Source organism: Cereibacter sphaeroides 2.4.1, from assembly GCF_000012905.2.
Taxonomy (GTDB): domain Bacteria; phylum Pseudomonadota; class Alphaproteobacteria; order Rhodobacterales; family Rhodobacteraceae; genus Cereibacter_A; species Cereibacter_A sphaeroides.
In genome coordinates this window covers 756,578-774,374 of the sequence record NC_007494.2, presented here as the reverse complement: position 1 = coordinate 774,374, position 17,797 = coordinate 756,578, and the positions used below count along the sequence as shown (strand labels likewise).

Here is a 17,797-nt window from a genome sequence, read left to right as displayed (position 1 = left end):
CGCCATCGTGTGCGGGAGGAGAGGGTCGCCGGGGCGGAACATCTTCCCAGGCATCGGCAGGACGGGGTGGTTCAGAGAATTCGCCCTGCGGATGCGCGTAAAGCTGCCCATCGCAACAAATTGAGAACTGCTTCAACTGTTCGATTGACCAGTTGACCCATGCGGACTAGGCCAAAGCCATCGGATAGAGCGTGCTACCCGTTGGAATGGATCCATGAGTCTTCTTGCAGTTACCGCGAATGCGGTGGGGTCCATATCTCGCGCCGAGAGCCGGAACGAACTGTCTCAGGCCTTGAAAGACGCGGTCGTGGGCCTTGGGTTCCAGACTTATTCGCTCGCCTACCAAAGACCTCATGCACTGGAGGCGGTGACGGCGCCTCACCTCACCACCTGGCCCTGCGAGCAGGACGGCGCCTCCGATCCGGCGTCGGCCCGGATCCGGGATCCGCTGCTCGATTATGCCGTGACCGGCATCAAGCCCCTGATCTGGCGGTCAGGGAGCTGGAAGTCATTGAGAAAAGACAGGTATTTCCCGTGTCCGCACAGTTTCGAGGCTCGGGCGGGGCTGATCGTTCCTCTCCCGGACCGTCGGGGGCGGATCGGCGCCATCACCATGTTGTCTGCCCAGCGGGAGGATTATCCGGAGGAGATCGCCGAGGCCGGGCGGATCGTGGCGCTGGCCGTTCTGGTGCGCGCGGGCTCGCTCTTGCCCGCCGCCGCCGCGGTGTCGCCCGCTCTCGCCGGCCTCGCGAAACTGAGCCCGCGGCAGATCGAGATCCTCGACTGGATCGCGCATGGCAAGAGCAACAGCGAAATCGCCCTCATCCTGGGGTTGTCGCGGCGCAACGTGACCTATCACGTCAGCGAGATCCTGAAAAAACTCGATGTGACATCTCGCACACAGGCGGTCGGCATCTATACAGGTCGCTGACGCACGGCCGGGGCCGGAACAATGTCCCTGTCTGCGCCCGACGAACAGGCTCCGGTGCCGAACCAGGACCGGACGCGGCGGCTCTGGCCCTCGCCGCCGGAGGCCGGGCCGCCCGTTCGCTCAGGCCCCCCCGCCCTCCGGTCCGACCGGGGCGCCCGCGCCGTGGGCCTTCCGATCGTTCCGGTGCGGGTCAGTCCCGGCCGCGTCGCGCGTCGCGCCCCTCAGCTCCCGGGGCGCCGGCCCCTCTCCCCGCCGCTGCCACTCCAGCGCAAGCTTCTCGATGTCCACGCCCCTTCCTCTGCGAGAAGCGCCACAGCCGTCTCGTGCAGCTCGCGCGGAACGTCGCGGTTGCAGACGAGCGTGCCGCCGCGCGAGATCCCTTCGGAACGGTGCGCCTGCTCCGGTTCGGGCAGCACATGGTCGAGCACCGGATCGCCGGGGCTGTGGCTCTCCTCTCGCGGCCCCTCTGCGTCGAGGCGCCCGGACGCAAGCCGGAGACAAGCGCGCGATACGGCCGCCTCGACGAGCCGCTCGACGGCACGCGCCGCCGCCTCCTTGCTGTCGAAGACGCCAGTGATCGTCAGGATCCGGCCATGGGGCTCCTCCTTTGCCCGAAACCCGGCCTTAGGCATTAGTTCCGACGGCCTTGCCCGTCCGCCTTGCCGTCCGGCGGAGGCGCGGCGAGGGGGCGGGGCGCTCGGGCCACGCGTCCGGCTGCCCGCCTGTCGATTTCGCGCTTCGTGAACGGACAGGCTCGGAGGCGCGCCGCGTTCCGAAGTGCGGGATCCGCGACCGGCAACGAAGGACATGCTCCTCATGCGGCCCAACGCGCCCGTCGCTCGGGCCGACCGCTCCGCGGAGGCAGTTGCCGCCCGTCGTTCCGCCCTGTACATGCCAGCTCATCAGTTGTCTGATGACCGTGCAATACAGGGGACCTTCATGAGAAAACGCCGTGACAGCCTGGCTTCCGTCGTCGCCCGGGATCTGGCCGGGCGCATCGAGCGTGGCGACTACGCCGTGGGCGACAAGATCCCCATCGAAGCGCAGCTGTGCGAGATGTACAACGTGAGCCGGACCGTGGTGCGCGAGGCCATCGCGACGCTGCGCTCCGAGGGGCTGGTGACATCGCGCCACGGCGTCGGCGTGTTCGTCGAGGAGCGCGGCAATCCGGCGCTGTCGATCACCCGGGAGGCGGCGGGCGAGCTCTCGGAGGTGCTCGAACTGCTCGAGCTCCGGCTCGGGGTCGAGGTGGAAGCCGCCGGCCTTGCGGCCCGGAGGGCCACCGCGGAAGACCTGCGCCAGATCCGGGAGGTGCTCGAGAAGACGGACGATCTCGAGGCCTTCGCCGAGCACCGGCGCGAGCTGGACTATGCCTTCCATCTGGCGATCGCGCGGGCGAGCGGGAACAGCTGGATGCCGAAGTTCATGGATTTCATCGGCCCCGTCATCATTCCGCGCAGCCAGCTTCTGCACGACCCGCAATCGGGCATCACCGGCGACTACCTGCGCCAGATGGTCGAGGAGCACCGGCAGATCGTCGAGGCCATCGCCGCGGGCGAAGCGGCCGCGGCGCAGGAGGCGATGCGGATGCATCTCTCCACCTCGCTGGAGCGCTACCGTCGCCGGCTGACCGACGCATAACTCATAATTCAACAGTCATCATTTGACAGACATCATACAATTAGCTATCGAAGGTTCAGGGAGGTAGCCGCGTCGAGTCTGCGCGCAGATCCCGGACAGACGTCGGGCTAGAGCACTGCCCGGGCGTCTTCCGGGCACCAGGCCTCTTTGCAACGAGAACGGTGGGCCGGGCACCGACCGCGGTCACACTCAACAGGGGGCTTTATGTCTTACCTAAGGGAAGTCTACCTGCGCAGTCTGCGCGGGGCAGTGGTCCTGTGCCTCGGCGGCATCCTGGCCATGGTCTTTCTCAATGTCGTGCTGCGCTACCTCTTCAACAGCGGCATCTTCCTGACCGAGGGCCTGTCCGGCCTGCTCTTCGTCTGGATGACCTTCGCGGGCGCGCTGCTCGTGCTCTACGACGGCGGTCACATCGGGGTCGATGCGCTGGTGCGGCGCGTGCCGGTCGCGGCGCAGCGGGGGCTGTTCCTTCTGGCGCATGCGGTGATGCTCTATGTCAGCTGGCAGATGCTGCTCGGCAGCTGGCAGCAGATGGTGATCAATCTCAAGGTGATCGCGCCGGGGACCCGACTGCCGGTGGCCCTGCTCTATGCGGCCGGGGTCTTCTTCGCGGCGATGAGCGGCCTTTTCCTTTTGCATCAGATGTTTCTCCTTCTGACCGGGCGTCTGCCGCAGAGCGCGCTGCGCCCCGGCACCTCCGAAGAGGAAAGCGATGTCGAGCGCCATGTGGGCGCGCTCGCGCCGGAGGGCCGCAAATGACCATCGGCCTCTTTCTCGGAACCCTGATCGCGATGATCGGCATCGGCGCCCCCATCGCCTATGCGCTGATCGTGACCGGCGCGGCGCTGATGTGGCAGATGGGGCTCTTCGACGGGCAGATCATCGCGCAGAACCTGCTGAACGCGGTCGACAGTTTCCCGATGGTGGCGATCCCGCTCTTCATCCTCGCCGGAGAGGTGATGAACGCAGGCGGCCTGTCGCGCCGCATCGTCGATCTGGCGCGGGCGCTCGTCGGCCACCACCGCGGCGGCCTCGGCTATGTGACCATCTTCGCGGGCGTCCTGCTTTCGAGCCTCTCGGGCTCGGCCCTTGCGGATGCGGCCTCGCTCTCGGCGCTGCTGCTGCCGATGATGGTGGCCGCGGGCCATGCGCGCGAACGCTCGGGCGGTCTCATCGCGGCCTCGGCGATCATCGGCCCGATCATCCCGCCGAGCATCGGCTTCATCGTCTTCGGCGTGGCCACGAACCTCTCGATCAGCAAGCTCTTCATGGCGGGCATCGCGCCGGGCCTGATGATCGGGCTCGCGCTCTGCATCGCGTGGTTCTTCGTCTCGCGCCGCGACGATGTGGCGACCGCACCCAAGGTCGGTGCGCGCGAGCGGCTGCGGGCCTTCGGCCGCAGCCTCTGGGCGCTGATGCTGCCGGTGATCATCATCGTCGGGCTGCGCTTCGGCATCGTGACCCCGACCGAGGCCGCCGCCGTCGCCGCCGTCTATGCGCTCTTCGTGGCGCTGGTCGTCTACCGCGAGCTGAGCTGGCGCGACCTGCCGGACCTCGTGCTCGACGCAGGCAAGACCGCGGCGGGCGTGATGTTCCTCGTGGCCGCGGCCGCGATTCCGGCCTGGATGATCTCGGTGGCCGACATTCCGGGCCAGCTCGTCGACCTGATCGAGCCGCTGATGGGCAACCAGACGCTGCTGATCGTGGTGCTGATGCTGCTGATCCTGATGGTGGGGACGGCGATGGATCTCACCCCGACGATCCTCCTGCTCGGCCCCATTCTGGTGCCGGTGGTGATCGAGGCAGGCATCGATCCGATCTATTTCGGGGTGCTCTTCATGATCAACTGCTCGATCGGCCTCATCACGCCGCCGGTCGGCACGGTGCTGAACGTGGTCTGCGCCGTGGGCCGTCTCGATTACGAGGCACTGGTGCGCGGGACGCTGCCCTTCCTCCTCGCGCAGGTGGCCGTGCTGTTCCTCCTGATCCTCTTCCCCGCCCTCGTGACCCAGCCGCTGCAGTGGTTGCTGCACTGACATTCCACAGGAGCCCCAGAAGCTCCGGAATATCCCGACCGACCGAAACTCCAACAAGGACAGACCCATGAAACTGATCCACGGCCTTCTGGCCGCCGCCCTTCTTGCGACCGGCGCACAGGCGCAGGACTACAGCAGCCGCACCATCAAGTTCGCCGCCACCGGTCAGGAAGGCACGCCTCCGGTGCAGGGCATGCATATCTTCGCGCAGAAGCTCGAGGAGCAGAGCGGCGGCAAGCTGAAGACGCGCGTCTTCGCCAATGGCGTGCTCGGCGGCGATGTGCAGGTGCTGTCGTCGCTTCAGGGCGGCGTGGTCGAGATGATGGTCTGGAACGCCGGCAACATGATGACCCAGGCGCAGGATTTCGGCATCCTCGATCTGCCCTTCATCTATCAGGACGAAGAGGTGATGGATGCGCTGCTCGACGGCGAGGTCGGCAGGAAGCTCACCGATCAGCTGCCCGAACATGGCGTGATCGGCCTGTCCTTCTGGGAACAGGGCTTCCGCCAGCTGACCAACGACACCCGCGAGGTGCACAGGCTCGAGGATATCGCGGGCCTCAAGGTCCGCGTGCAGCAGAACCCGCTTCTCGTCGACATGTGGCGGGCGCTCGGTGCCAATCCCACGCCGATGGCGGTGACCGAACTCTACACCGCGCTCGAGACCGGCGCCGTGGACGGGCAGGAATGCACCGCGCCCTTCGCTCTCACCGCGAAATATACCGAGGTGCAGAAATATCTCTCGGTCACCCGCCACAACTACAATCCGCAGATCGTGCTGATCGGCAAACCCTTCTGGGACAAGCTCACCGACGATGAAAAGGCCCTGATCCAGAAGGTCGCGCAGGAGACTGCGGTCGAACAGCGCCGCATTTCGCGCGCGGCGCAGGACAGCGCGCTGGAGGAGATCCGGGCGGCCGGCAATGTCGTGACCGAGATCACCCCCGAAGAGCTCGCCCGCATGCAGGAGGCCGTCGCCCCGGTCATCCGCACCTATGCACAGACCTTCGATCCCGAGCTCGTGCGCACCGTCTTCGATGCGGTCGGCTTCTCGCTGGATTGAGCCCGGCCGGGACCCGCGCCGCGGGTCCCGCTCCCGCAGAATGGAGTGGACATGAAAATCGCATTCGCCCAGCTGTCGCCCGTGCACGGCGACACCCCTGCCACCGTCGCGCTCGTCGCGGAGGCCGCCCGCGCCGCGGCGGCCGACGGGGCACGGCTCATCGTCTTTCCCGAGTGCTTCCTCACCGGCGGCTCGTTCGACGACCGCGCCGCGCTGCTGCAGGCGGCCGTCGACATCGAGCGGGGCGATCTCGCACCCATTCTTCTGGCGGCCCGCGAGGCGGACATCCATGTCGTCGTGGGCTTCTATCAGAAGTCCGGCCCGCAGGCCCTGAACACCGCGGCCCTGATCGGGCCCGAGGGCATCATCGGCCTGCATCACAAGATGCACCTGCCGTTCATGATCGGCGACCGCTTCGCCGACATCCCCCAGATCGAGGGCCCGTCGGTCTTCGACACGGCGATCGGCCGCATCGGCCTCGCGATCTGTTACGAGATCCGCTTCCCCGAGGTGATCCGCACGCTGGCGCTGGAAGGCGCCGAACTCGTGGTGCTGCCCGCCGCCTGGCCCGAGGCCGCCCGCATCCTGCCCGACCTCTTCAGCCGCGTGCGCGCCGCCGAGAACTTCGTCTATTTCCTGTCCTCGAACCGCATCGACGTCGATGACGGCATGGCCTTCATGGGCAGCAGCCACGTCATCGGCCCGGACGGCAACGAGATCTTCAATGCCGGCATGCAGGAAGGCATCTTCACCGTCGATATCGACCTTGCGCGCGCGCGCACCAAGTCGATCATCCGCGATCCCGGCGTCTACGAGGTGCATCCCTTCCGCGACCGCCGCCCGCAGGATTACCGCATCTGCGCCGCCCCCGCAGCACTCTGGCTCGAGGCATGAGCCCCGAGTGGCGCGACAGGCTCGCCGCGGGCGGGCCGGTCTTCGGCATGAACGTCTATTCGGGCAGCCCCTCCGCGGTCGAGATCGCGGGCGCCTGGGGGCTCGACTTCGTGTTCATCGACGCCGAGCACAGCGTGCTGGGCCTCGATCTGCCGATGGAGCGCATGATCCTCGCCGCGCGGCTGGCCGGGGTGGCGCCGCTCGTCCGGGTACCCGACAGCGCGCCCACCGGGTTGCGCAAGGCGCTCGAACTCGGCGCGGCGGGGGTGATCGTGCCGCAGGTCCACGATGCGGACCAGATGCGCGCGATCATCGCGGCCACGAAGTTCCCGCCCCTGGGTCGGCGCGGCGGGGACAGCTCCGTCCGTTCGGCCGGATGGGCGGGACCGGGGTTCGACTGGGCGGACTATGCCCGGCGCAGCAACCGCGACACGTTCATCGTCCCGATGGCCGAAAGCCCGGAGTTCTTCGAGAACATCGACGAGATCCTCGACGTGCCCGGCATCGATGCCGTGCATTTCGGCCCGGCGGACTTTGCCCTCTCGAGCGGCCTCGAGGTGGATTATTCCATGCGCGAGCCGACGGTCCGCGAGGCCATGCGCCTGCTTATCGCGAAATGCCGCGAGAAGGGCATTCATGTGATGCTGCCCTGCGCGCCCGCCACGGACGAACAGGCCGCGGACCTTCTTGCCGAGGGCGGCGACATGCTGCTGGTCGGCAATGACATCGGCTTCCTGAATCAGGGCTGCCGCACGGCGGCAGGGATCGCCACGGCGCTGCGGGAGACCCGGGCATGATCCGGCACCCCCGACGCCCCACGGCCGCGCTGGACCCTGACCTGATCGAGCGGTTGCGCGCCCTGCAGCCCGCCTCGCTCGGGCACCATCTGACGGCGGGGTTCCTTTCGCCCCGGATCCGCGCGCTGGTGCCGGGGCGCATGCTCGGCCGCGCGATCACCGTGCGCCAGCCGCTGCCCGATGCGGAGCCAGTGCACCGCGTGCTCGATGCGATCCGGCCGGGGGACGTGCTGGTCATCGACCGGTGCGGCGACGACCGGATCGCCTGCGTGGGCGAGATGGTGGCGCTGGCCGCGCGGACCGCGGGCGCGGCGGGGATCGTGGTGGACGGCATGGTGACCGACATCGCCGAGATCGCGGCCCTGGGCCTTCCGCTCTTCGCGCGCGGCACGAGTGTCGTCACCACGCGTCCGCTGCGGGCGCCGGGGGCCGAGCTTTTCGGCACCGTCTGTCCCGGCGGCGTTCCGGTGCGGGACGGCGACCTGATCTTCGGAGACGAGAACGGCCTGCTCTGTCTCGACCCGGAACGCCCGGATCTTGCGGCGCTGGTCGCGTGCGCCGAGGCGGACGAGGCGCGCGAGGTCGACTGGCGCCGGCGTCTCGCCGCCGGCGAAAGCCTGGCCGTGCTCAACGGCTACGACACCCAGACCTGACCGCCCGCGGTCGGACGACATCTCAGACACGGGAGCCTTTCATGCTCGACACATCCGTCTTCACGCCGCACGGCAAGCACCTGATCGCGGGCGAATGGGTGGCTGGCGAGACCAGCTTCACCTCCGATCCCGCCCACGGCCCGAGCCACGCCTTCTCGGTCGGCACGCCTGACCTCGTCGACTGCGCCTGCCGGGCCGCCGAGGAGGCCTTCTGGACCTACGGCCAGACGACCCGCGAAAGCCGCGCCGTCTTCCTGCGGGCCATCGCCGACGAGATCGAGGCCCGCGCCGAGGCGATCACCGAGATCGGCAGTCGGGAGACCGGCCTGCCCGAGGCGCGGCTTCAGGGCGAGCGTGGCCGCACCACCGGGCAGTTGCGGCTCTTCGCCGAGCACATCCTCGAGGGGGGACATCTCGACCGCCGTCACGACGTGGCGCTGCCCGAACGCCAGCCGCTGCCGCGCCCCGACATCCGGCTCGTGATGCGTCCCATAGGCCCGGTCGCGGTCTTCGGCGCCTCGAACTTCCCGCTCGCCTTCTCCACCGCCGGCGGCGACACGGCCGCTGCGCTGGCCGCGGGCTGTCCCGTGGTGGTCAAGGGCCATGGCGCGCACCCCGGCACCGCCGAGATCGTCGCCGAGGCGATCCTCGCCGCGATCAGGAAGACGGGGATGCCGGACGGCGTCTTCTCTCTGATTCAGGGCGGCCGGCGCGACGTGGGTCAGGCGCTGGTGCAGCACCCGCTGATCGCCGCCGTGGGCTTCACCGGCTCGCTCAAGGGTGGGCGGGCGCTGTTCGACCTCTGCGCGCAGCGCGAGGTGCCGATCCCCTTCTTCGGCGAACTGGGCTCGGTCAACCCGATGTTCCTGCTGCCCGAAGCGGTGAAGGCGCGGGGCGCCGCGATCGGAACGGGCTGGGCGGCGTCGTTGACCATGGGCGCCGGCCAGTTCTGCACCAACCCGGGCATTGCCGTGGTTGAGATCGGCCCCGAGGGCGACGCTTTCGTCGCCGCCGCAGCCGAGGCGCTGCGCGGCGTGCCCGCCCAGTGCATGCTCACCCGCGATATCGCACAGGCCTACAGGAAGGGCAGGTCCCGCTTCGACGGGCGCCCGGACGTGCGGCCGGTGCTGACCACCGACAGCGACGGCCGCAACGCCCTGCCCAACCTCTTCGAGACCGATCCGGCGAGCTACCTGCGGGACCCGGCGCTTGGCGAAGAGGTCTTCGGCCCGCTCGGCCTCGTGGTGCGGGTCTCGGGCGCGGACGAGGTGGACGCGCTTGCCCGCGGCCTCGAGGGCCAGCTCACCGCCACCATCCACATGGACGAGGGCGACACGGCGCTCGCACAGCGCCTGATGCCGGTGCTCGAGCGCAAGGCCGGCCGGCTGCTCGTCAACGGCTTTCCGACGGGGGTCGAGGTCTCTCACGCCATGGTGCATGGCGGGCCTTACCCCGCCTCGACCAACTTCGGCGCGACCTCGGTCGGCACGCTCTCGATCCGCCGCTTCCTGCGCCCGGTGAGCTACCAGAACCTGCCCCCTGCGCTGCTGCCGCGCGATCTGGCCTGAGCCCCTGCCGCTTGGCCCCGAAGGCGCTGTCGCCGGCAGCGCCTTCGGGCAGGCAGCCCGTTTCGCATGGCCGCGGCCATGCCCCAAACCTCTCTGCATCCTATCGAAAGGACCCCTCATGGACCCGCAACAGATCAAGGCGGCCCTCGGCTCCGGCCTGCTCTCCTTCCCCGTCACGCCGTTCGACGCCGAGAACAGGTTCGCCGCCGCCCCCTACCAGAAGCACGTCGAGTGGCTGTCCGGCTTCGACGCGCCGGTTCTCTTCGCCGCGGGCGGCACCGGAGAGTTCTTCTCGCTGACCCCCGACGAGATCCCCGCCATCGTCAAGGCCGCCAAGGAGAGCGCCGGCAAGACCGCCATCGTCTCGGGCTGCGGCTACGGGACCGAGATTGCCCGGGGCATCGCGCGTTCGGTCGAGGCGGCGGGCGGCGACGGCATCCTGCTGCTGCCGCATTACCTGATCGACGCGCCGCAGGAAGGGCTCTACGCCCATGTCAGGGCGGTCTGCCAGGCCACCGGCATGGGCGTCATGGTCTACAACCGCGACAATGCCGTGCTGCAGGCCGACACGCTGGCGCGGCTCTGTGACGACTGCCCGAACCTCGTGGGCTTCAAGGACGGCACCGGCGACATCGGCCTCGTGCGCCAGATCACCGCGAAGATGGGCGACCGGCTGACCTATCTCGGCGGCATGCCGACGGCGGAGCTCTTTGCCGAGGCCTACCTCGGGGCGAGCTTCACCACCTACAGTTCGGCGGTGTTCAACTTCGTTCCGGCGCTGGCCAACAAGTTCTACGCCGCGCTGCGGGCCGGGGATCGCGCCACCTGCGAGAGCATCCTCAACAGTTTCTTCTACCCGTTCATGGAGCTCCGCTCGCGCCGCAAGGGCTATGCGGTCGCAGCGGTCAAGGCGGGCGTGCGGCTGGTGGGCTTCGACGCGGGCCCGGTGCGGGCGCCGCTCTCGGATCTGACCGGCGAGGAGGAAGAGATCCTCAAGGCCCTGATCGACGCGCATCGGGAATGAAATCCGGGGTGGGTCCCGCGTCCGCGGGGCTCACCGGGCCGGGTGACGATCACGGGCGGCGGCGGGGATGTGGGTCCCGACTCTGCGAGGCCCGCCAGGCGACCGGGTTCGTGGAGAGCCTGTTGCAGGTGAGCGGCCTGGCTTGGGCCCGCGCCTGACTTCAGCACGCTGTCACGGCGCCAGAAGCCCCTGAAGGTCAACATCCCCTACCGCGGTTCGGACGGTCCGTTGCACCTGCTGGTCGACAGCACAGGTATCAAGGTGGAGGGGGGAAGGCGAGTGGAATGCCCGCAAGCATGGCGGCCCGAAGCGGCGGGTCTGGCGCAGGATCCACATCGGAATCGATGAGAAATCACTGGAAATTCGGGCCGCCCAGCTCACCATCAGCGATGTCGGCGACGCGCCGATGCTGCCCGAGCTGCTGGACCAGATCCCGCCCGACCAGGACATCGCCACCGTCCCCGCCGACGGCGCCTTCGACACCCGCAAGTGCCATAACGCCATCGCCTCCCGCGGCGCGGCCGCCGTCATCCCGCCGCGGAAGAACGCCAAAGTCTGTAAACCTGACACCACCGGTGCAATCGCACGCAACGAAATCCTGCGCACATCGAAGCGCGTCGGCCGGACCATCTGGCGACGATGGAGCGGCTACCCCCGCCGAAACCGGACAGCGACGAAGATGCATTGCCTCAAGCTGCCGGGCCACCGACTGTCCGCCAGGGACTTCGACCGTCAGGTCGCCGAGTTCCAGGTTCGTGTCGCCGTCCTGAACGGCTTCACCGCGCTCGGGACACCCATCACGGAAGTCACAGGATAGGTATGTCCGGGGAAAGGGGCGTGCCGATCATCAGTCGACTTGTGCAGCAGAGTCCCCGCCAGAGCCGCTCGGCCATCGCCTTGGTGCCCCGCGGGCCGAGGTAGGCGAGCATCGCCACGAGCCCCATCGCCGCCCGGCGGTCGAGGTTGAGCGAGGAGCTCAGTGCCTCGCCGACGAAGGTCATGAGGACGAGGGCGGGGATCTCCCAGAGGAACTCGCGGCCGAAGAAGGCGCGGCGGCGGGCGCGGACCTCGTTGGTGTGATACAGGAGCCGTCCCATGGCCGCCGCGATCAGCGTGGCGATGGACCCGCCCCTGAGCGCGGCGATGGTGTCGATGAGTCCCTCTTTCGGCATCGCGCCGCTCCTGTTGTGTGCGCTCGTCGCGCGGGTCTCTGCGAGCTCGTCCGGATCGGGAAGCCCATGAGCTGCGCGGACGCCCCGATGGAGGGGAAGAGCGGGTTGCCGTTCGGGTCCTTCAGGCTCGCGAGCCAGTTCTTCGTCGAGGCCCGCATGATCCAGCCGGGCGAGACCATGCCCACATCGGCATCCTCGACGAGCGACACCGTGCGCCGGATCGCCGCCTCAGCCGCCGCCGGCGTGGCGGCCACCGGAGCGGCGGACCAGTTCGCCGGCAGCATCCAGTGCCGCAGCCCCTTCGGCGTGTCGGCGCTGCCATCGCCGCGCAGGAACGCGAGATCCTCGCGGAGCGCCATGACCTTCAGGAGATCGTCGCGCACGAGCTGCGCCATCGCCACGCCCGAGTGGCGCAGGAGCGAGTTACCGATGGGCACCATGCCCAAGAGTTTCTTGAAGCTCTGGTCGATCTTGTCGAAGCTGGGCTGGCTCGGCGCGATGGCGGCATTCTCGGCGGCATAGGCGGCGACGGCCGAGCCCACCTGCTTCGCGTGCCGCATCTCGCCCGCGGGCATCGGCAGCGTGCGGGCGCCCGAGGCGCGCACGACGACGCGGGCGCGCAGCATCTCGATCAGCTCGGCCGCCTGGGGGCGCGGGATGGTGACGCCGCCCGCGCCTTCGCTGGCCCCCGAGAGCGCGGCCGAGATCGCGCCATGGCCCTCGGCCTCGAGGAGGCGGGCCGCCTTGTCGCGGTCGCCCTTGGTCCGCGCGAGCGCCTGGACCATGAAGCCCGCCGCCACCCCGCGATGCGCCGGATCGGACGCCACGGCCGGCACGGCATCGGCGCCGGCAGCACCCGCTCCGCCCCCGGCGCCCGCGCCATCGCCCTGCGCCGCGGCGGCCTGTGCGGCTTCCACGGCCGCCGCGCGCGTCACGGCGGCATCGGCTTTGGCAAAGGCGGCTTCGGCAGCGGCAAAGGCCGCAGTCTCGGTCTCGAGAGCGGCGGCGTCCGGCGCCTCGGCCGCCTCGAGCGCGCCGATGCGGGCGGCCACCGCGGCCATCGTGTCGGCCGCGGCCTTCCGGGCGCGGCGCAGGTCGTCGAGGTTCTGTCGTGCCATGGGATCCTCTCTTGGCAGGGCTGCATCCGCGCAGCCGAACGGCCCCGCCACAGGCGGGGGATGGGAAGGGGTGAAGGGGATTGGCTGGAGCCCGAAGGTGCCGGGGTCTTCGGCTCAGAGGTGCGCCGGCGGACGCATCATGATAATGCACCGCCCATGCGCCTCTTCATCATCGACACCGTTGCCACGGTCATCTTCTTCACCGCGGTAGCGACCTTCTCGGAGTTGCTCATCGCAGGAATGGCACCGTCCGAGGTTCTGGCCACACGTCTTCTCATGGTGCCAGTCATGGTTTTGACGGGCAGACCCTACACGCGATGGCGCGATTGGCTGGTGAGGCGAACGGCCCCCCGGAACCGCTGGAGCGCCTTTCTGACCGACATTCTGGCATTCCTGTCGTTCCAGGCGCCGGTCTATGGCGCCACGCTTCTCATCGCGGGAGCGAGCTTCGCTGAAGCCGGAACGGCCATCGGGTCGGCCATTATTCTCATGATCCTGCTGGCGCGGCCTTTCGGCCTGTTTGTCGAATGGACGAGAAGCCTCTTCGGGGTCGAGCTGTCCTGAACCCTGACGCGGCAGCTCGCGTGCCGATCAGCTCCGGGCCAGCGCTGCCGCCGCGGCGGCGCGGGCGGCGAAGGCGCGACTGGGGCTGCGGGGCTTCGGCGCGGTGCGGGCGGCGAGGCGGGCATAGAAGGCGGCGCGGGTCTCGATGCGGTCGGCGAGGCCGCGGCGGATGGCCTCGGGGGCGCGGAAGGTCGCGCCGCCGTCCTGCGGATCGTCGGTGACGCTGAGGCGGGCGGCGAGCTCGGCTGCGGGGATGGCGCGGCCGGCGGAGACGGCGGCGTGGAAGGCGGCCTCGGCCTCGTCGAGGCTGCGCTGGAGCTCGGCGCGGCCGGCCTCGGTCGAGGCGTCGGGGCGCTTGGCGCGGGCGTGGCGGGAGCTCATCTCGAAGATCTGCGCGCCGTTCGCGCCGGGCTGGACGTGGGCTGCGGCGGTCAGCGCCACGCCGATGGAGCCCGCGACGGCGCCGGGCGTCATCACGATCTCGGAGGCCTGCGAGGCGAGCCAATAGGCGGCGGAAGCCGCGAGCGGCGAGACGAGGGCATGGACCGGCTTCACGGCGGCGGCCGCCGCGATGGCCTCGGCCGCCGCCTCGATCCCGCAGACGAGGCCGCCGGGGCTGTCGATCTCGAGCACGATGGCGGCGGCATCCTCGCTGGCCGCGAGGTGCGCCATCGTCTCGGCGAGGCCATGATAGGTCGCCCAGCCGAACCAGCGCTCGTACTGCGCCATGTTCGGCGTGAGGATCCCGCGCACCGGCACCACCGCGAGGCCGCGCGCGACGGTGAAGCGGTCGGGAACGGTCGGGCCGGCCGCCGGAGCACGGGCCGCAGCGGCGGGATCCGCCGCCCCCTCTGGGATCGGCATCGCGAGGAGGGGCGCCGCGAGATCCTCGGCCAGCGCCATGGGCTGCAGAGGGCCGAAGAGGCTGGCGAGCGTGCGGGTCATGGATCTGTCTCCTCGCTGCGGGTCATGTTCGGCGCCGGGTTCAGCCGGTCGCCGCCCTCGATGGGATCGTAGCCGTCGATCCGCCGGGCCTCGTTCGGGGTCAGGATCGGGCCGCCCACCGCCTTGGCGAGGGCTTCGTACCGCTCGCGCGTCGTGGGCCGGAGCAGGGCGCCGAAGTCGTGGCGGAAGAAGAGGCCCGCCCGGCGCTCGGCCTCGGTCAGCACGCCGAGCGCCAGCTGGTCCTCGACCTGCTTCGCCCAATGCAGGAGACAGTCGGTGAGATAGTCGATGGCCTGCTGCTCGCCGTTGGCCTTCACCCCGTATTCCATCATCTGGAGCTTCGCCGGCGGCACCCGGTAGATCGCCGCGATCTGCTCGCGGTCGAACTTGCGGCTGCCGAGGAGTTCCTGATCGGCCGCCTTCATGTCGAGCGTCTTCACATCCTCGCCCTCGCCGAGGATCGGGAAGCCCTCGACCTCCGGCGCGCGGAGCGCGGCCGCCACCCGGCGGGCGCTGCGGACGCGCGCCTCGTCATCCTCGTAATCGTCGCGGAGCCGGATCACGGCACGGGCGGTGACGCCCGAGGCCGCGCGGGCCGCCGACTCCTGGCCTGCGAGCGCGAGGCCCACGCTCTCGGCCGCGACCTCGAGCGGGCTGCGCCCCGTCCAGCCGTCCTCGGCCATGTAGCGCAGATGGATCATGGCGCGGGCAGGCGCGCGGCGGCGGAGGCCCGCGCCGTCCTCGAAGTCGTAGAACCGGTCCCGGCCGGCGCGGAGCACGCTGCAGCCGGACTGGCGCACGAGGTCGATCAGCTCGAGCTCGCCCGCCCCGTGCCCCGGCCGCTCTTCGCGGCCGCCGTCCGGCGCCACGCGCAGCAGGCGGAGGCGGTGCGGATGGGCAATATCACCAAGGCGCCGCCCCGTCCTTTCTCAGGCCTGATCCGGTGCGCCTGCTGCGGGGGCGGTATGAGCATCCACGACCGTTGCGGCGAGGCGATCCGGATCCGGTGCAGCACGGCGAACGAGAGCGGAAGCTGCGAGAACAAGGCGCGCTATCGGCTCGAGAAGATCGAGGAGGCGATCTTCCTTCGCCTTCGGGCGCAACTCGACCGCCCGGACTATCTGAAGGAGTTCGTCCGGGTCTATGCCGAGGAGCGCCGGCGCCTGACGGAGACGGCGCGCCGCGACCGGGCACGGCTGGAACGGGCCGCGGCGGACAGCCGAGCCCGCTACATGCGGCTGGTGGACATGATGGCGCGTGGCCTGATTGAGGGCGAGGAAGCCGACGCCCGGGTGCTGCAGGCCAAGCAGGCCGCAGAGATGGCGCGGAGCGAGCTCGAGATCGCCTCGAGCGAGGACAATGTGGTGGAGCTGCATCCGCAGGCGACGGCTGCCTATACGCGCGCCATCGCCGATCTTTCGGCCGCGCTGCAGCGGGGCGACGGCACGTTCGACGCGACCTCGGTCGAGGCCCTGCGCCGGATCATCACCGAGATCACTGTCCATCCCAAGGTTGAGACCGGCGACGTCCTGGTCGAGGTCCGCGGCAACATGGAGCGGCTGCTCGGCATCGACCAACAGATTGTGGGGGGGGCGATGGTGGCGAGAGGGGACTTGAACCCCCGACCCCACGATTATGAGTCGGGGCCAAGTGCCTGCAAACGCAGGCTGCACCCTGTAAAGCGCAGCTGAGCCCGACCTAAGAAAATCAACAGCTTGCGGTCCGTTTGTAAAACGCCGGCACAGACGCCATCGCCGATTCTTCGTAGGGCTGGGGGGTGCCCAAGAGTTGCCTCAAGCCCTGCAACATCTGGTGTGCGGTGCCCTATGCCGCTGCAAGGCCGCCTCTAGCAGGATCGACGGGTTCGGAGGCGGGTGCCTGTTATCCTGACGGTGGACCGGCTCCTGCGAGAGGAGGGACCGGTCCTCATTTTCCGGGGCAGAACCGGAAGCCCTCCCGCAAACCTGCGGTCATTTCCGGCCGGATTTGCGGACCGGCTTTGGCGCCGGGGGCAGGTCCGCGAGCGCCGCATCGCGTTCGAGCCGTGCCGCCTTCAGCCGCGCGACCTGCGCCCTCCGCGCGTCGGTTTCGGCGGCGATGATCGCCTTCGCTGCGGCGTCGGCGCGCTGTGCGGCCTGGCCGTGACTGGACCGCGGTGGGTCAGACTTGGGAGAGCGCATTCCTGTTCCTTGTTCTGCTGGCGGGATCGGTCATCTCGCGCCTATTCCGGCCGCTCGGGACGTCATACGAACGTGCGCTTGGTCGCCGTTTGCGCGGCACCCGGTTCAGGGCTTCTTTGCGGTGCCGGAACCGGACGACGGGAAGGGCCGAATGTCGCCCGGACAGCGCCGGCCGACGGATCGTGGCCCGGACGGCAGGCGACGGCTCTGATGCCTCGGTGATATTTTCATATGGGAACGAGGCGCCCCCCGAACAAGAACTGATCGAGAGCCGGCCGTCAGGACGAGGTGCCAAGGCGGAGCACTATTCGCCGCATCAGGATCTCGCGCCTCCTTCGGTTCTTCGTCAGACAGCGCCGCGTGGCAAGTCATGAGGAGAGATCCCAGGAAAGCGCGCGCCATCCCCTGGGACTTTTCTTCCGGAGTACGTTCCACCTCGGCGACAACCTCCCGTCGGGGACATGCGAGATTTGCGCCGAGGTCAATGGCGCCCCGCCGCCGAGGGAAGTTTGCTGGCCGCGGACCAGTTCTACATTACGGTCGAGCACTGGACCGGGCGCAAGCGTCGTCGTACTGGTCTGCGCACCGTCGATGACGCCCTGCGGCGGGATCGCGCTGTGGTCGCGACGGCCCATGCGACTGTCGTGCCGGATGGGTGAGGCCCGGTCGCGCACGGGCGACGGCTCCGAACCATCGTCGGGTATGGCTCGGACCCGCAAACGAACCCAGGACAGGAGGACCACCATGGCCGACCGCATCGTCCGATCCACCGCGGTGTTCCTGCGACCGTTCCGTCTGCCCGGCTTTGACGCGGAACTTCCGGCCGGCCGATACCAGCTCGATACCGAGATCCGGCCTCCAGCGGGCATGCCGGACCCGGCGGCATGGCGGGCGTCGGTGGTGATCCACCTCCATCCCACGCCAGAGATGCCCAACCTCGCCCGGTCCCTGACCGTGCGGCTGGCCGACATCGACTCGGCGATCGCGCGCGACGAAGCGTCGGGCCAATCGCTCGATCAGTTCTTCCTGCAGGCGATGCTGGACGATCCCATGATCCGGATGGTCATGGAGTCTGACGGAGTCACCGAGGCGGAGCTGCGCCGCCTCTATGAGCGTTGACCCGTCCGAGGTGCCCGGAGGCCTTGCCGTCCGGCCCCTCAAGGGGGCGTCCTGCCATCGGAAGATGCACCTCGCAATCCTGTCCCGCCGCG

At 69.3% G+C, this 17,797-nt stretch carries 18 protein-coding genes and 2 pseudogenes; 14 read left to right on the top strand and 6 right to left on the bottom strand.

All coding sequences use genetic code 11. The features are described from left to right. Positions 1 to 214 precede the first annotated feature (214 nt). Positions 215 to 931 carry a LuxR family transcriptional regulator gene (locus RSP_RS19045; RefSeq protein WP_011339513.1) on the top strand — a complete coding sequence of 239 codons (717 nt, stop codon included), beginning with the start codon at positions 215 to 217 and terminating at the stop codon, positions 929 to 931. Positions 932 to 1,152: 221 nt separating this feature from the next. Here RSP_RS19045 and RSP_RS22370 read toward each other — a convergent pair whose 3' ends face one another. Continuing rightward, positions 1,153 to 1,563 carry a hypothetical protein gene (locus RSP_RS22370; RefSeq protein ID WP_011339512.1) on the bottom strand — a complete coding sequence of 137 codons (411 nt, stop codon included), beginning with the start codon at positions 1,561 to 1,563 and terminating at the stop codon, positions 1,153 to 1,155. 307 nt (positions 1,564 to 1,870) lie between these two features. Between RSP_RS22370 and RSP_RS19040 the strand changes: the two genes are divergently transcribed. The 10 genes and pseudogenes from RSP_RS19040 to RSP_RS18995 all read left to right on the top strand — a co-directional run. Next, positions 1,871 to 2,572, top strand: coding sequence for a FadR/GntR family transcriptional regulator (locus RSP_RS19040; protein ID WP_017140420.1), 702 nt, complete (start codon positions 1,871 to 1,873; stop codon positions 2,570 to 2,572). 204 nt (positions 2,573 to 2,776) lie between these two features. Next, the gene (locus tag RSP_RS19035; protein ID WP_009561206.1) at positions 2,777 to 3,331 is read left to right on the top strand and encodes a TRAP transporter small permease; all 555 of its coding nucleotides are present in this window, start codon (positions 2,777 to 2,779) and stop codon (positions 3,329 to 3,331) included. After that, positions 3,328 to 4,608: a TRAP transporter large permease subunit gene (locus RSP_RS19030; protein WP_002723068.1), complete on the top strand. Its 1,281-nt coding sequence runs from the start codon at positions 3,328 to 3,330 to the stop codon at positions 4,606 to 4,608. The genes RSP_RS19035 and RSP_RS19030 overlap by 4 nt, the downstream gene beginning before the upstream one ends. 67 nt (positions 4,609 to 4,675) lie before the next feature. Further along, positions 4,676 to 5,671, top strand: a complete 996-nt coding sequence (locus RSP_RS19025; RefSeq protein WP_009561204.1) for a DctP family TRAP transporter solute-binding subunit — start codon at positions 4,676 to 4,678, stop codon at positions 5,669 to 5,671. Positions 5,672 to 5,722: 51 nt separating this feature from the next. Further along, positions 5,723 to 6,565, top strand: coding sequence for a carbon-nitrogen hydrolase family protein (locus tag RSP_RS19020; protein ID WP_011339510.1), 843 nt, complete (start codon positions 5,723 to 5,725; stop codon positions 6,563 to 6,565). After that, positions 6,562 to 7,362: an HpcH/HpaI aldolase family protein gene (locus RSP_RS19015; RefSeq protein WP_011339509.1), complete on the top strand. Its 801-nt coding sequence runs from the start codon at positions 6,562 to 6,564 to the stop codon at positions 7,360 to 7,362. Before RSP_RS19020 ends, RSP_RS19015 begins: the two co-directional genes overlap by 4 nt. Continuing rightward, on the top strand, positions 7,359 to 8,015 hold the full coding sequence (locus RSP_RS19010) for an RraA family protein (protein ID WP_011339508.1): 657 nt from the start codon (positions 7,359 to 7,361) through the stop codon (positions 8,013 to 8,015). Before RSP_RS19015 ends, RSP_RS19010 begins: the two co-directional genes overlap by 4 nt. Before the next feature lie 41 nt (positions 8,016 to 8,056). Continuing rightward, positions 8,057 to 9,583: an aldehyde dehydrogenase (NADP(+)) gene (locus RSP_RS19005; protein ID WP_011339507.1), complete on the top strand. Its 1,527-nt coding sequence runs from the start codon at positions 8,057 to 8,059 to the stop codon at positions 9,581 to 9,583. A gap of 118 nt (positions 9,584 to 9,701) precedes the next feature. Beyond that, entirely contained in the window at positions 9,702 to 10,607 is a 906-nt protein-coding gene (kdgD, locus tag RSP_RS19000; protein WP_011339506.1) for a 5-dehydro-4-deoxyglucarate dehydratase, read from the top strand. A 92-nt stretch (positions 10,608 to 10,699) separates the two neighbouring features. Then, positions 10,700 to 11,424, top strand: a pseudogene (locus RSP_RS18995) (IS5 family transposase); the annotation flags it as partial. Here RSP_RS18995 and RSP_RS18990 read toward each other — a convergent pair. Together RSP_RS18990 and RSP_RS18985 are read right to left on the bottom strand one after the other, a co-directional pair. Next, a complete protein-coding gene (locus tag RSP_RS18990) occupies positions 11,414 to 11,779 on the bottom strand; it encodes a phage holin family protein (RefSeq protein WP_011339505.1) in 366 nt (121 codons plus the stop codon). The pseudogene RSP_RS18995 and the gene RSP_RS18990 sit on opposite strands and share 11 nt — an antisense overlap. Continuing rightward, positions 11,716 to 12,897 carry a phage major capsid protein gene (locus RSP_RS18985; protein ID WP_011339504.1) on the bottom strand — a complete coding sequence of 394 codons (1,182 nt, stop codon included), beginning with the start codon at positions 12,895 to 12,897 and terminating at the stop codon, positions 11,716 to 11,718. The genes RSP_RS18990 and RSP_RS18985 overlap by 64 nt, the downstream gene beginning before the upstream one ends. Before the next feature lie 156 nt (positions 12,898 to 13,053). Here RSP_RS18985 and RSP_RS18980 point away from each other — a divergent pair, with 156 nt between their 5' ends. Continuing rightward, on the top strand, positions 13,054 to 13,461 hold the full coding sequence (locus RSP_RS18980) for an L-alanine exporter AlaE (protein ID WP_011339503.1): 408 nt from the start codon (positions 13,054 to 13,056) through the stop codon (positions 13,459 to 13,461). Positions 13,462 to 13,488: 27 nt separating this feature from the next. Here the strand turns inward: RSP_RS18980 and RSP_RS18975 are convergent, their stop codons facing one another. Together RSP_RS18975 and RSP_RS18970 are read right to left on the bottom strand one after the other, a co-directional pair. Next, entirely contained in the window at positions 13,489 to 14,406 is a 918-nt protein-coding gene (locus RSP_RS18975; RefSeq protein ID WP_011339502.1) for a S49 family peptidase, read from the bottom strand. Continuing rightward, a pseudogene (locus RSP_RS18970) lies at positions 14,403 to 15,245 on the bottom strand (phage portal protein); the annotation flags it as partial. The pseudogene RSP_RS18970 and the gene RSP_RS18975, both read right to left, overlap by 4 nt. A 126-nt stretch (positions 15,246 to 15,371) precedes the next feature. Between RSP_RS18970 and RSP_RS18965 the strand changes: the two are divergent. Beyond that, entirely contained in the window at positions 15,372 to 16,097 is a 726-nt protein-coding gene (locus tag RSP_RS18965; protein WP_236848525.1) for a zinc ribbon domain-containing protein, read from the top strand. Between the two features lie 279 nt (positions 16,098 to 16,376). Here RSP_RS18965 and RSP_RS18960 read toward each other — a convergent pair whose 3' ends face one another. Then, the gene (locus RSP_RS18960; RefSeq protein WP_017140416.1) at positions 16,377 to 16,586 is read right to left on the bottom strand and encodes a hypothetical protein; all 210 of its coding nucleotides are present in this window, start codon (positions 16,584 to 16,586) and stop codon (positions 16,377 to 16,379) included. Positions 16,587 to 17,330: 744 nt separating this feature from the next. On the opposite strand from RSP_RS18960, the gene RSP_RS18955 reads away from it, so the two are divergent. Further along, the gene (locus RSP_RS18955; protein ID WP_011339500.1) at positions 17,331 to 17,705 is read left to right on the top strand and encodes a hypothetical protein; all 375 of its coding nucleotides are present in this window, start codon (positions 17,331 to 17,333) and stop codon (positions 17,703 to 17,705) included. The last annotated feature ends 92 nt before the right edge of the window (positions 17,706 to 17,797 follow it).